Annotated in this window: 12 protein-coding genes; 8 read left to right on the forward strand and 4 right to left on the reverse strand. The window is 60.2% G+C overall.

Features of this window, described 5'->3' with window-relative positions:
* Positions 1-176 precede the first annotated feature (176 nt).
* From PR017_RS17375 to PR017_RS17390, 4 genes are all read right to left on the reverse strand, one after another.
* Positions 177-1,346, reverse strand: a complete 1,170-nt coding sequence (locus PR017_RS17375) for an acyltransferase family protein (protein ID WP_111216242.1) — start codon at positions 1,344-1,346, stop codon at positions 177-179.
* Between the two features lie 73 nt (positions 1,347-1,419).
* A complete protein-coding gene (locus PR017_RS17380) occupies positions 1,420-2,718 on the reverse strand; it encodes a lipopolysaccharide biosynthesis protein (RefSeq protein ID WP_111216244.1) in 1,299 nt (432 codons plus the stop codon).
* Between the two features lie 61 nt (positions 2,719-2,779).
* The gene (locus tag PR017_RS17385) at positions 2,780-3,790 is read right to left on the reverse strand and encodes a glycosyltransferase family 2 protein (RefSeq protein WP_133255537.1); all 1,011 of its coding nucleotides are present in this window, start codon (positions 3,788-3,790) and stop codon (positions 2,780-2,782) included.
* 15 nt (positions 3,791-3,805) lie between these two features.
* Entirely contained in the window at positions 3,806-4,705 is a 900-nt protein-coding gene (locus PR017_RS17390; protein WP_111216248.1) for a glycosyltransferase family 2 protein, read from the reverse strand.
* A 250-nt stretch (positions 4,706-4,955) separates the two neighbouring features.
* On the opposite strand from PR017_RS17390, the gene PR017_RS17395 reads away from it, so the two are divergent.
* Genes PR017_RS17395 through PR017_RS17430 form a run of 8 tightly spaced genes read left to right on the forward strand, consistent with a single transcriptional unit; the run spans position 4,956 to position 14,183 of the window.
* Positions 4,956-5,972 (forward strand): glycosyltransferase family 2 protein, encoded by a 1,017-nt coding sequence (locus PR017_RS17395; RefSeq protein WP_111216935.1) that lies wholly within the window; start codon positions 4,956-4,958, stop codon positions 5,970-5,972.
* Entirely contained in the window at positions 5,969-7,165 is a 1,197-nt protein-coding gene (locus tag PR017_RS17400) for a glycosyltransferase (protein ID WP_161959275.1), read from the forward strand. Before PR017_RS17395 ends, PR017_RS17400 begins: the two co-directional genes overlap by 4 nt.
* Before the next feature lie 60 nt (positions 7,166-7,225).
* Positions 7,226-8,302: an acyltransferase family protein gene (locus tag PR017_RS17405; protein WP_111216253.1), complete on the forward strand. Its 1,077-nt coding sequence runs from the start codon at positions 7,226-7,228 to the stop codon at positions 8,300-8,302.
* 54 nt (positions 8,303-8,356) lie between these two features.
* Positions 8,357-9,280, forward strand: coding sequence for a DUF6492 family protein (locus PR017_RS17410; protein WP_111216255.1), 924 nt, complete (start codon positions 8,357-8,359; stop codon positions 9,278-9,280).
* A 15-nt stretch (positions 9,281-9,295) separates the two neighbouring features.
* Complete coding sequence (locus PR017_RS17415) at positions 9,296-9,949, forward strand: acyltransferase (RefSeq protein WP_111216257.1); 654 nt, start codon at positions 9,296-9,298, stop codon at positions 9,947-9,949.
* A 57-nt stretch (positions 9,950-10,006) separates the two neighbouring features.
* Positions 10,007-11,881: an acyltransferase family protein gene (locus tag PR017_RS17420; RefSeq protein WP_111216259.1), complete on the forward strand. Its 1,875-nt coding sequence runs from the start codon at positions 10,007-10,009 to the stop codon at positions 11,879-11,881.
* A gap of 26 nt (positions 11,882-11,907) precedes the next feature.
* Positions 11,908-12,855, forward strand: coding sequence for a glycoside hydrolase family 16 protein (locus tag PR017_RS17425; protein WP_161959276.1), 948 nt, complete (start codon positions 11,908-11,910; stop codon positions 12,853-12,855).
* The gene (locus PR017_RS17430; protein ID WP_111216264.1) at positions 12,852-14,183 is read left to right on the forward strand and encodes an O-antigen ligase family protein; all 1,332 of its coding nucleotides are present in this window, start codon (positions 12,852-12,854) and stop codon (positions 14,181-14,183) included. Before PR017_RS17425 ends, PR017_RS17430 begins: the two co-directional genes overlap by 4 nt.
* Positions 14,184-14,187 lie beyond the last annotated feature (4 nt).

Here is a 14,187-nt window from a genome sequence, read left to right on the forward strand (position 1 = left end):
GATTTGACGTAGAGAATGACAATCCTGCTTTCGACTGGATCGTGGAAGACGTCCAGTCATTCATCGCAGGTACGCTGTCGGTTACAAACAAAGCATTCATAGATCGCGGTACTCTTTATTAGCCTGTATAAGGCTCGGGATAACGAAAACACATGGCAGCTCGATGTCAGTTGGCATCAGACGAACCTCCTCAGGATAGTCTTGCGGAACGGGATCTCGATAAATCGGCAAGTAAGCCAGCCAAGGATCACAGCAGCAACGATTGCCGCCAGGAAGCATAGCCAGCTTGCAACGGGCTTTGTCGGATCGATGCCCAGGACGAGCGGTGCCAGTTTCATCCATAAGCTGATCCCCACGATGCTGACCAGGGCGTGCGTCATATACAGGCTGTAGGAAATCTTGCCCAGAAACAGGGCAGGCCGGTTTGTAAACAAAAGCGCAGACCCCGGAGATTGCAGGACGGCGAGGACGAGAACCGGCGCCAGCAGCACTGAAAACGAGGCGATGGACGGAACGCTCAAGATAACGAGAAGAGCGGCGATGACTGCCCAGACGGTCCATCGGGCGAACAAAAAGTGACTATAGGAGAGATTGAGGCGAAACAGCGCCATCCCCGCAACAAACAGCGGCAGCACGCGCAGCAGGACCACGAGCGAGTTGGTCGGATACTGGTCGGTGTGCATGTCGATGTTGTAGAGCGCAAAGGCACCGAGGCAGCAGAGCGTGAGGATCACCGCAGAAAAACGCGCGCTCCACCGGCTTGCAAAAACCGCCATGAACGGAAAGATCAGATAGGCATGCCATTCGGCACTGATCGACCAGGATGGGAAATTCCATGTCCGATGATCGATCCAGGGACCGTGCAGCATGAACAGTGCTGCGAGCGCGGAATTCCATGAGTAGCGCCCGTCAACCGACGTGAAATCCGGTTTGGCATGAATGAACGGCAGCAGCGCCAGTATCAGGATGCCCATGGCAAACAGGTGCACGGGATAGAGTCGCGCGATGCGGGCCGCAAAGAAGTCGCGGAAGTCTGCCCAGCGCACTTTGTCGGAGAATGCCGTTCCATAGACGTACATCATCACAAAGCCGCTCATGATGAAGAACACGTCTACCGAAAACCAGGCCTGCGAAAGGATCGGCAGATAGGCCGTCAGAGTGCCCGCTACCTGCGCGAACGGATCCTGGAGGTGATACACCACGACGAAAAGTGCGAGGATGCCGCGCAGGCCATCCAGTTGCTCCAGTCGTTCACGGCGCTGCTTTGGCGCGTTTTCCCCGTGAACGTCTGTCGCTGGCGCCGGGTCTGCATTGGCCACGGCTATCGCTGCTACTTGCGAGGTCATGCAGAAAATCCTCCTGTCAGAGGAATATTAAAGCAAGCGGCGTGCCGGCTGCGAATAGGAGAGACGTTCTCGCTCAAGCGGCGTTCTCCTCGGCTGTCGCGGCGAATTCGGGCGTCGCCTTGTCCTCGACCAGGAAGGCTGCAAGCCACATCGCTCCCGCCAGGCAGGCGTGACTTGCAAGGAACGCCATCACCAGCCCGGGAACGCCGGCAATCTTCACCCCGAGCGCCATCAGAAGTCCGAAACCGAAAGTGGCGCAGAGTGAGATGAAGGCGCGAATGCCCTGCTTTCCCGCACCGGTGAGCGCGTCGGCCGGCGGATATTGCAAGGCGATCAGCGGCAGGGCCAGCCCGAGCATCGCAGAGATATTCGCCATGCTGGCAAAGTCCTTGCCGAGCGCAAAAGGCGCAAGATAGCCGGCGGCAGCGACTGCGATGCTGGAAGCAATGCCCACTCCGAAGAGCATGGGCGTAATTTTCAGCGCATAGCTGCGGCTTGCGGCAAGGCCGCTTTTGCCGTGGACGAAGAAATTGGGATAGGTGATGCGGGTGACCACCTGAAGGGGGAACAGGCCGAGCGCCAGCACGCGCGAGGCGGCGCCATAAATCCCGACGCTGGCGGCATCGGCGAAACGGCCGAGAATGATACGGTCGAAATTGCCCTGCGATGCACGGGCTGCCTGGTTGACGCAGAATGCGCCGCCGGCCTTCCACTCCTGTCGCTTCAGCATGAAATCCGGGCGCCCGTAAAGCTTCACCACGAGCGCGATGTAGACGAGGGAAGTCACTGCGCATTGTGCGAACGCGACTTCTATCCAGCCGCCGAGATCGGTTAGCCCCAGGAGGCCGAAATAGACGAGGGCAAGCAGCATCCGCACGGAAGCTGTGGTCAGCCGTATCCAGCCGGCCCGCACGGTATGGCGATGCGCAACCATGATCAGTTCGACGGACGCGGCAATCCTGTTGAGCGCCACTTCGCCGACGATGATTGCCAGCACATGCCAAATCTCGATCTGCGTCTGCATGAAGCTGACCGCAACGACGACACCGGCGGCAACGACGACAGGGAACGTGGCTGCAGCAAGAATCAGGAGGTTGCCGAAATAGGACGAGAATTTCTGAGGCTCGCGCGACACCGCCCGCACCAGCAGGTCGGCGCCACCGAAGCCAACCAGTTCGACGCTGACGACCGTGACGGCAAGGATCGCAGTGTATGAGCCGAAAGCCTCGACGCCGAGACCGCGTGCCGTTACCGCAAAGGCCACAAGCTGTACGGCAAGCGCCGACACCGTCGGCATCAGGGCGCCAACGAAGGTCATCAGTTTGAAGCGGCTCTCGAGATGACGGACAAACGTCATCAGTCGTTTCAGCATGCCTTCCCGGCTCCTTGCTTGGTCCTAAAACAGGCGGGCGTGTCAGCCCGTCCTCGCTGCATCAGCGGCAAACCCTGCCGCTGTCTTCCGGTTTCTGGGTGTCGGACGGCTTGGCTTCGTCAGGCTTCGGCCTGGCATATTCTACAAAGACATCACCGAAATGTGCATTGTAGCGACCGCGAACCTTGTCGTATTCCAGCATCCAGCCGAGCATTCGAGATTCAGGCTCGCGCTGCAGGAGAGGATAGAGAACCAGCCGCGCTGTAAGCCCTAGTGTCTTCGCCAGGCTTTTGCGCCCGCCGCCACCGAGGCTCTCCCAGCGAACGGCATGGTTGCCTACGCGAAAACGTCGCTGCCGCATCCAGGCGATGGAAGCGCGAGATTGCGGCACTTCCTCATAGACGAAGGCTTCTTCCGACCAGGCCATCTTCATGCCGGCAAAGAACAGGCCACGGAAGAACACCGTGTCGCCGCCGCCCGAAAGTCCGAATTCCTCATCGAAAAGCGGCCTCGGGATGGCCGCGACAGCTTGCAGGTCGATCAGGAAGTTGCAGGTGCAGAACACGAACGGCTTGCCGTTCAGGAACTGCTTATCCACTGACCAGTAGCGCGAGTATTTGCGCAGATGGGCTGCGTTGTCCGGGAATACCGGGCGCACCGGACCGCCGACCACGGCAGCGCCCTCGGACGCTTGTGCTTTCAGCATTTCGCTCAGCCACTCCGGCGACGGCCATTCGTCGTCGTCGATCATCGCGACGAACCGCAGGTTCAGCTTTTCGGCTTCGTCGAAAACGGCATTGCGAGCTGCCGAAATGCCTGGATGTGTCTCGATCCTGTAGTGGACCTTCAGTCCCGATTGCTCGGAAAATGCGGCAACGCTCGCAGCGACAGCGGGATCCTGCCCGTCATTGTCGGCGATGATGATCTGCGGCGGCGACGACAGTGCCTTGGCGCTGATGGCAATGTGATCGAGAAGCCTCATCAGCGATGGCAGGCGCTTATAGGTGCACAGGCCAACTGCCAGACCCTCGCGGGGCCCCTTCGTACTCACATGTGTGTCAGGTGGCGTCACGGTCTCTCCTTGACGTTAAGTGTATCGCGCGGTGCTTCCGCCGAGCAGGCCGACGGCCCGTCCTGCGTAATGCGCCGTTGAAAGCATTCCCTGTGCGACCGCGTTCCGGTCACGGCGAAATCCGGCGCCGATCGTTCGCAGCAACGAAGAGGCAAAGCCCTTGAACGCTGTGGTGTATGTCTTGCGCGGCCCGTCGTAGAAGCGATCGATCTGCGACATGTAGATCCCGGTCGTATAATATCGCGAGAGCACGCTGCCATGCGACAGCCTGTTTTCAGGTGTGGGCTCGAAGACGACCGCCTCGTCGCACCAGGCGATCCGGCCGCCGCTCTGCCTTACCCTGCGGAACAGATCGTAGTCCTCACCACCGGACGCACTGTATTCGTTGCGAAACAGAGGTGCCGGTGCAAGCGTCAGTAATTTTCGCGAGATCAGCAGGTTTTGCGTTGTGTTCAGTGAATCCACCAGGCCGGTCTTCCAGCGCCGGCGCCGCGCAAAAATGCTGTTGCGGGCAAGAATGTTTGCGCCCTCAGGCAGCACCCCCTCGACCGGTCCGCCGGTGAGATGGGCATCGTAGGTTTCGCCGCACGCGACGATGCGAGCCAGCCAGCCTTCGGACACATAGCCGTCATCGTCGAGCATCGCCAGCCAGCGCCAATCCGGCACAAGATCGGTCACTGCACTCACCAGCCCGTTACGCACGGGAGCCAGCCCGCGTTCCGGAATTGGGACATAAAAACAACGCGGAAAATCCGCCGCAAAGGCAGTGACAACTGCCTTCGTATCGTCGGAACATCCGTTGTCCGCTACAACCAGCCATACGCTCTGGTTAATTTCGTTAACCAAACTCGACAGAAGTTTTTGCAGCAGTTCCGGCCGCTTAAAAGTGGGAATGCCGATCACAATATCAGCCATCTAGTGCAATCTCGTTTGTCAAGGTTGTCGTCCTAGCCTGGGTCCAGTCTATAGTGCAATGCAGCATTAGGCTATGGCAAATCGGTAAATTTTCCTCTACAGTCCGCTTCTAAGTGCGGGTCTTTGGCCGGTTATTGGATGAATATGCTATTACTATCAATGGCATATCTCTCGGTGTAGGTCTGTCGAAGATGTCGATGCGTAAGCCCTCGGAACACCACCTGAGAAACCAAGCGGGATGGGAATTTAGATGGTTCGAAGTGTTTTGGTTGCTATTCCGACGCTGAACGAAGCTGCTCATATAGAGGCTGTCCTGGATCAGCTTTACGTCGATCTTCCCGACTGCAATATACAATTTGTAATTGCAGATGGCGGAAGCACCGATGGCACCGTGGATGTCGTTCGGCGCCTCGAAAAGCAGCGTGATGGCCTTTCGTTCGTTCACAATCCGCAGCGTCTCCAGAGTGCCGGTGTAAACCTCGTCGTGCGCCAGTTTGGACAGGATAAGGACGTGTTGGTTCGTTGCGATGCACATGCATCTTACCCGAGGGGCTTTCTCCGCTCACTGGTCAATAGCCTGCAAGGGGTCGAAGCAGACTCCGTCGTCGTACCGATGGATTCGGTCGGAAACGGCTGCCTGCAGCGCGCTGTCGCCTGGGTTTCGGACTCGCCGATAGGCTCCGGCGGATCTGCGCATCGGGGCGGTCGCCAGAGCCGTTTCGTCGATCACGGCCATCATGCCGCTATGCTGATGGAAAGTTTTCGCCGCGCAGGCGGATATGAAGAGACGTTCACCCACAATGAGGACGCGGAGTTCGATTGCAGGCTGCGCGCGCTCGGCGGCAAGATCTACCTCGATACCGATATCCGCATCGAGTACCAGCCGCGCGCAACATTCGCCAAACTTGCCAGGCAGTATTTCAATTACGGCAAGGGGCGCTCCCGCACTGTCCGCCGTCACCCGACATCGTTCAAGATTCGCCAGTTCGCCGTTCCGGCTTTCATGAGTGCCTGTGCTGCGGCAATCGTTCTGAGCCCGCTGTTTCCGCTGCTGCTGATGGTGCCGGCCTTCTATGTCTTCGTACTGGCGGTGACCTCGGTTGCCATCGCCTTCAACAAGCGGTCTGCCTGCGGCCTGCTGGCCGGGCCTGCGGCTTTTACAATGCATGCCTCATGGGCGCTTGGCTTTATCACAGGGATCCTGACGCTGCGGGAAACCCAGTGGCAGCCGGACAAGGCCTATCGTGGGCTGGGAGAAGCTGTTTGAATTCCGTAACGGAAAAAGCGCCCGTGCGGGCCTTGCTGATCGACCCCTCGCTGTTCACGCCGGCCTATGACGCCGGATTGACGCGGGGCCTGCGCGCTGTCGGCATCGCGCCCTATTGGGCAGCGCGGCCCTTGCGCAAGGGGGAGCATTCCGAGATCACGGTCGCCGATATCGGCATCACCTTCTATCGCGGCGTCGAAGCTATCCCCGCGAAATGGAACAAGCTGCGCGGTCTGGCCAAGGGCCTGTCGCACATCGTCGATCTGGTTCGCTTGGTAGCCCATGTCCACCGTCGCCGCCCGGCGGTCATGCACGTGCAATGGGCCGTCCTGCCGTTGTTCGATGCCTTGGCGATGCGCCTCGTGCGCCGTGTTTGCCCGGTCATCATGACCGTCCATGACACGGTACCATTCAACGGCGAGAAGATTTCCTTTCTGCAGAACTCTGGCTTCGACATGCCGATTGCGGCCGCTGACCACGTCATCGTCCACACCCGCGGCGCTCGCCAGAACCTGATCGCGCGCGGCATCGCCGAAGGCAAGATCTCCATCGTCCCGCATGGCCCGCTGACCCTCAATGTCGAGCCTGCTCCTCTTGCGCCGGGTGCGATCCGCGATCCGCGCTGGACGTTCGTCATGTTCGGCCAGATCAAGCCGTACAAGGGACTTGATGTGTTGATCGAGGCGCTCGGTCAATTGCCGCCGACCCTCCGCCAGCGTGCCCGCGTGGTCATTGCCGGCGCCGCTCACATGGACATGGCGCCGATTAGCCAGCGCATTGCGGCCCTCGGTCTGGAGGATGTTGTTGAATTGCGCCTTGGCCGACTGGACGAAACCCAGATGGCCTCGCTTTTCGAGGAGGCCGACAGCTTTCTCTTTCCCTACCGGCAGATCGATGCCAGCGGTGTCTACTTCCTCTTGAAGCCGACGGGCAAATGGATGATCGCATCCGACGTCGGTATCTTTGCCGAAGACATGCAGGAGGCCAACGGCGCGCTGGTGCCACCGGCGGATGCCAATGCGCTTGCGGCAGCCCTTGCCGATGCCATCGAACGCCGTCCGGAGATCACGATTACCGCCGGCGGCGACTGGACCAGCATCGGCGAGCGCACCTTGGAAATTTATCACGAGGCGATGCGCCAGCGCGGCGCCGTCGTGGCTGGCCAGCCTTCGCCAGCCCGTTCCTCCCTCTAGTCCCAGAAGGGTTCTTCCCACTTGCAGCAGCCCCAGAAGAAGCAAATCCAGGAAATTCAGGTGCTTCGCCTCGTGGCGTCGATGATGGTGCTGATCAGCCATCTCCAGCACGAAGTGATGGATCAGTCATTTGTCGATACGGCAAACTTCAAGCCATTCGATCCGGTCTTCTGGGCCGGGGGTGTCGATCTGTTCTTCATCATCAGCGGCTTCATTATGTACCACCTGTCGCGCAACAGCTTCGGAAAGCCGGGCGCGCCGCTTCAGTTCATCCTGCGCCGCATCGTCCGCGTCGCGCCGCCCTATTGGTTCTTCACCATCGCCATGCTCTGCGCCATGGTGGTGTTTGCAAGTTCGATCCGCTACGGCAGCCCGTCTCTCGAACAGATCGTCGGCTCTTTCCTCTTCATTCCGCTGCCTGATCCGTATGGCCACTTCTATCCGGTCCTCATCCTCGGCTGGACGCTGAATTTCGAGATGTTGTTCTACGTCGTCTTCGCGATCGGCCTTTTCTTCAGCAAGGGCTGGGGCATGACCTGGGTCATCGCCGCGCTTCTGGTACTCGGCGGCTTGCCGTATTTTCACGTTGTCCAGACACCACCGTTTGCATTCTGGGCCAACCCAATCGTCTTCGAGTTCTTGTTCGGCATCGCGCTGGCGCATCTGCGCGACCGCGGCGTCCGCCTCGGCGCGTTGGCCGGCTGGTCGCTGTTCGTCGCCGGCATGCTGCTGATGGTGGTCTTCAAGTCGACAGGCCTGACGGAACTTGGCGGTCTCTGGCGGCCGCTTTGGATGGGGCTTCCCGCTTTCGTCGCCTGCGCCGGACCTGCCTTGCTCGATGAAAAGCTCGACAACGCCCTGAAGCCGCTGATGCGCGTTCTGGTGTTTGGCGGCAATGCGTCCTTCGCGCTCTACCTGTCGCATCCGTTCTCGATAAACCTGGTGGCGCTTGTTGCCCCGCGCATCGGCATCCACAGCCCCTGGCTTTACATCTTCGTCGCCGGTGGCTTTGCCATGTTCGTGGCTGCCTTCGTCTACCTGTTGCTCGAACGACCAATGACCGGCTGGTTGCACCGGCGCTTCTGGGGGCCAAAGGTGCCGAAGAGTTTCGACGTTCCGGCGGTGGGTCCAAGATGACGTGCGCTCGCTATCTTCATACGGCCACGAGCCACACGCTATCGGGAGACAGCCATGACTGACGCCAAGGTCGCCATCATCACGCCGTCCTATCGCAACGATTTCGAGAACGCCGTCGACCTCTGCCAGAGCATTGACACGTTCTGCCAGTTCGACTTCGAGCACCTGGTCATCGTGCCCCAAAGCGACATGAAGCTGTTCGCCTCGCTGCAAGGGCCGCGTCGCCGGGTCATGGCGCGCGAAAGCATCCTGCGGCCGCACGGGTTTATCAGGCTTCCCGTGCCGACTATCATCAAGCTGCCGTTCGGCAAGACGCTGCGCCTCCGCGAGCAGTACTATCTGCCCGGCGTCGGGCGGATCAGCGGTTGGCTGGTGCAGCAGATCGTCAAGCTCTGCGCGGGAGATCTTACCAAGGCCGACATCTTCATCTTTGCCGACAGCGATGTCTTCCTGGTCCGCCCGTTCTCGCTCGAAGCGCTGCAGAGCGGTGGCCAAATCATCCTACAGCAGCATGTCAGGGGTCGCGATCTCGATACGCACCGGCTCTGGAGAAAGACGGCGCACGAGCTTCTCGGCGTCGGCAAGCCCCCGGAGACCGAGCATTTCAACTATATCGGCCAGCTGATCCCCTGGGATCGCGCTACCCTCGATGGGCTCATTAAACGCATCCAGTCGGTGAAGGGCCCGGACTGGCAGCGCGCCATCGCCAAGGCCAAGACCGTCTCGGAATACATTCTCTACGGCGAATACGTCGTCGAGATCGCCGCCGTTGCCGAACCGCGCCCGATCAAGGACATGAAGCTCGCAAACTCCGTCTGGTCGCCGGATGCCGTGATCGACGTCGAGGCGATCATTGCGGCCATGGAGCCGGAAAATATCGCCGTCCACATCCAGTCGACGAACCCGCTGCCCATCGCGGAAAGACGTGCAGCCATCGCGACAATCAGCGGCCGGGTCCTGGATCCGCAAGTTGCCTAGTTTCAAGGAAACAGCATGAACCGATCCCGCAAGATTCTCGCCATGCTCATCTCGCGCTTGCCTCACAAGGCTTTGCGCGCGGGAGCATACCGTATGCTGATGGGTTACAGCTTGGCCCGGGGGGCAAGCATCGGCTTCGGCGTGGTCATCGCTGTCGACCGCTTCTCTTGCGGACCCGATGTCATCATTCGCCGCGGCACAAGCTTCATGGGCCCCATTTCGGTGACGCTTGGCGAAGGCACGTTTATCGGCCGATGGAACCGCTTCGAATGCGGTGACGCTGCTGCCGATCCGCGCCAGGCGCATATGGGCTATGCCCGCAGCTTCGGGACCGGGCGCGATTGCCTGATCAACGAAAGCCACCTGTTCGATATTCTCGGCAGCATCTCCATCGGTGACGGCACCTGGGTCGCAGGCTTCGCCTCGCAATTCCTGACGCACGGCGCGGGCACGATGAACCGTGACATCGTCATTGGCGAAAAGAGTTTCCTAGGCACCGCCGTACGCTTCGCCCCAGGCAGCGGTGTGGCCGACCGGGTGATCGTCGGCATGGGTGCGGTGGTCACGAAAAGACTTCCGGAGAGCGACGTCATTGTCGGCGGCTTGCCGGCCAAGGTGCTGCGCGTACGCAGCGAAGCCGATGTCTATTCATTCGAGCGGACGTGGTGAAGGTAAGCGCGCGATCGTGAGATCGGGCCCTGGGCAACGTCAAGGAACGAGTGCGGAATGAGCAATGTGAAATATCGCGGCGATATCGATGGCCTGCGTGCCGTCGCTGTCTTGTCGGTGATCCTCTACCATTTTCAGTCAGGGATTTTTCGCGGCGGCTTCGTCGGGGTCGATGTATTCTTCGTCATCTCCGGCTATCTGATCACCAGCATCATCAGCCGCGAGATGCTGGCCGGCCAGTTCTCCTTCATCAAATTCTATGAGCGGCGCGTGCGGCGCATATTTCCGGCGCTTGCCTTCATGCTGGTGGCGTCGGCCATCGCAGCCTTCGTGCTGCTTTACCCGTCGGAACTGATCGACTACTCGAAAAGCATCATCTCGACGCTGACCTTCACTTCCAACTTCTACTTCTACGGTTTTCGCGGCTATTTCCTCAGCGATGTCGAGACCAAGCCGCTGCTGCACACCTGGTCGTTGGCGGTCGAAGAGCAGTACTACATTTTCTTTCCACTGCTGCTGCTCGGCCTCTATCGCTTCCTGCCGCGCTTCGTCACTGCAGCTATCGCCGTCATGGCTGTCCTTTCCTTTGGCCTCGCGCTCTGGCTGATGCACACGCAGCAGCCAGCGGCCTTCTATTTCTCTCCACCGCGATTCTGGGAGATGCTGGCCGGATCGCTGCTGGCGCTGGCAAAGATCCCCGTCTTTCCGCAGCGCATCCTGCGCGAGGGTGCCGGCGCGGCTGGCCTGTTTCTGATCCTTGCCGCCGGCCTGCTCTACAAGCCGACGACGGCCTTTCCGGGCATGACAGCCCTTGCTCCGGTGCTCGGGGCGACGCTGGTCATCTATTCCGGCTCCGGTCCGGCAACCCTTGTCAGCCGGCTCCTGTCGCTCAGGCCGATGGTCTTCATCGGCCTGCTCTCCTATTCGCTCTACCTCTGGCACTGGCCGGTTGCCGTCTTCTATCATCTGTTTGTCGAGCGGCCACTCGAGCCGAAGGACATTGTCATCGTCGCGCCAATTACGGCGGTTCTTTCCTATGTGTCCTGGCGTTTCGTCGAGCAGCCTGCCCGTGACCGAGTTGCCGTACCGCCAAGGCGGCTGTGGATCGCGAATTTCGCGATCTCGGCGCTCGGTATTGTTTTCGGCCTCTGGTGCATCGTGGCGTCCGGCCTGCCGCTGCGCTTTTCGCCCGAGGTCGACCGGCTGGCGACCTACCTTCAATACGATGACCGTGCCGCCTACCGCCGTGGTACCTGTTTCCTCGATGGCGAACTGCAGACGCCGGCCGACTACGACACGCAGTCCTGCCTTCGCTTTTCGGACACAAAGCCGAACTACGTTCTGATCGGTGACAGCCACGGTGCCCACTGGTGGAGCGGTCTGAGCAAGACGATGACCGACGTCAATCTGATGCAGGCGACGTCGTCGGGCTGCAAGCCGCTGATCTCGGGCAACGGGCTGAAAAATTGTCGCGCCTTTATGGAAGGTATCTATGACACGCTCGGCAAACAGCATCCTCAGGCCGTGATCATCTCGGCACGCTGGGTGGCAACCGACCTGCCGGACCTGCTTGCGACCATAGATCGGCTCAAGTCTTTCGGCAGCCGGGTCTACGTTCTCGGGCCGATCCCGGAATACAAGATCGGACTGGCGCGCCTGCTGGCCACGCAGGCGCTTTGGGGCCCGGCAGACCTTACCCAGGAGAGGCGGGTGCCCGCCATGAAGACTATCGACGAACAGTTCGCCACTGCTCTGAAGACAACAGGTGCGACCTACGTCTCCATTTATGACCTGCTCTGCCCGCCCGGCACAGCCACATGTCAGACGACCACCGACTCCGGCGTGCCGATGCAGTGGGACTACGGCCATCTGACTGCGTCGGGATCCGTTGTCCTTGCCCGCCGTGTTGCACCGGAATTGATGCCGCACTGAAGTCGAAAATCACCGAGGATTACCCCATGAGCCACAGCCCTCTGAAAGCTTTCGCCACCGGTCTGCTATTCGTCTCTTTTGGAGCCCAGGCCTGGGCTGCGGAGGAGACGGTAACTTTGCCCGTTTCCTCCAAGCCGGCGACCGCGACATGCCAGCCGGCGACCGCAACCGGCGACGTGCCGGACGTGCACCTCACCCGCACGTTCTTCGACAATTTCGACAAGCTGGATCTTTCCGACAAGAAATGGACGCCGCACTACGATGGCGACTATAGCTGGATGACGAAGCGCACGTTGCAAGGCAACAAGGAGCAGGAAATATACGTCGATCCGGGCTACAAGGGGCAGGGACAGACGCCGGTCGGGATTAATCCCTTCAAGATCAAGGACGGCGTGCTCTCGATTATTGGCGAGCGGACCCCCGACCAGTTCAAGCAGGCGCTCTACAATTACCAGTTCACGTCGGGTGTGCTGACGACCCGCCAGTCGTTCTCCCAGACCTACGGCTATTTCGAGATGCGCGCCAAGATCCCGGCTGGCAAGGGGCTCTGGCCGGCCTTCTGGCTGCTGCCGACCGACAAGAACAAATGGCCGCCTGAGCTGGATATTCTCGAGGTCGTCGGCCAGCAGTCCGACAAGATGGTGATGACCGCCCACTGGAAGGCCGGCGGTACCGGCGCCTATCAGCATTCCGGCTGCCGTGTGCCGTTTGCGCAGGCGACCACGGGTTTCCATACGTTCGGTGTGCTCTGGCAGCCGGATCGCCTGACTTGGTATATCGACCGCAAGCCGGTGCAGGTCCTGACAACGCCACCCGGCTATGACATACCGATGTACATGATCGTCAACCTGGCAATCGGCGGCAAGATGGTCGGTGTAGCAGATGCAGAAACGCCGCTGCCTGCCGCCTTCCAGATCGACAAGATTGCTGCCTACCAGATTGACGGGTTGCCACACCCCGGAGCGAATAAATGACGCAGGCCTACATGGCTGAGGACGTCTATACACCGATCTCGATGAAAGAGCGCGACTTGCCCGTGCTGGTAAGGCTGGGGCTGGTCGTGCTGCTCGTTCTCTGCCTGATCCAGTTTTCCGGCGCCTGGTACTGGGGCGGGGTGGACCTGACGCAGGAAGACCTGGAGGGGGTACAGCCCTTCGGCGTGCCTTTCCGCTATGGCGTATGGTTGTCGATCAGTATTGCCATCTTCTATTATTTCACTTCCCATTCCTACAAAGCTGTCGGCACTGCGCTGATGCCGTTCCTGCCCTTCGTCGGTATGGGCTTGATCTCCGGCGTGCAGGGGTTCTCGTTCATCACCTCGTTTCGCATCGAGATCTTCTGGCTGCTGATGGCCCTGAGCGGCACCATCATCGGCTTGCTTTTGCCTGCCAACCTCATGGCCCGGGTGATGTCACGATATCTGACCGTCATTCTCATCCTGTCGATCGTGCTGGTCATCGCTATCCCGAAGGCCGGCACGGAGGTGTACGGCGGCGCCAGCGTCTGGAAGGGAGCGTTCCAGCAGAAGAACTACCTCGGCGCCCTTGCCATGTGGGCGGCCGTCTTCGCCTTTTTCTTCTCGAAGGCCGTCGGCCGCTGGAAAAGCCTGCTGTTGTTTCTGGTTGCCGCCATATGCCTGGTCGGCTCGGACTCGAAAGGGTCTCTTGCGGTCGCCTTTGCCGCCATCGGCTACTATGTGCTGCTGATGTCCATGTCGAGGTCGCGGCTGTCGCCCTTTATCGGATCGGCGGCGCTGATCGGCACTGTCCTGCTCCTGGCGGTGGGCGTCTATTTTCTTTGGGTTCCGATTACCGGCGCATTCGGTCGCGATGCCACGCTGACGGGACGAACGGATATCTGGATGGCCTATCTCGCCCGCGTGGTGGACCACTGGTTCCTGGGGCAAGGTCCCGGCGCCTTTACCTCCGTGTCTCCAGTGACCGAAGACCTGTTCTACCAACTGGCCGCGCTTGGCTCCATTCGCCAGCCCCATAACATTTTCATCGCGGTGGTCGGCGACGGCGGCGTGGTCGGGCTATTTCTGTTCGTGTCCGCGCTCTTTTACGTGGCTTTCGTGCTGCCGTTCCAGAAGCGGACATTCGAGGCGCGTCTCTGCGCAATCGGCGCCTTCCTCATCATTGTCGGCGGTATGGTCGAGGGCCGTGTCGGATACAATGCCAGCCTCGACAGCTTCTTCCTCTCGCTGCTGCTTGCCGCCAGGGTCCGGGCAGAGCGTGCAGTTTTGCGGCGCCAGCGGCAATCCCAGGTCGCGACCGATGAGGATGCCCTGCTGGCGCCGTAAGTCT

This window comes from Rhizobium tumorigenes, assembly GCF_003240565.2.
In the GTDB taxonomy this organism is placed as follows: domain Bacteria; phylum Pseudomonadota; class Alphaproteobacteria; order Rhizobiales; family Rhizobiaceae; genus Rhizobium; species Rhizobium tumorigenes.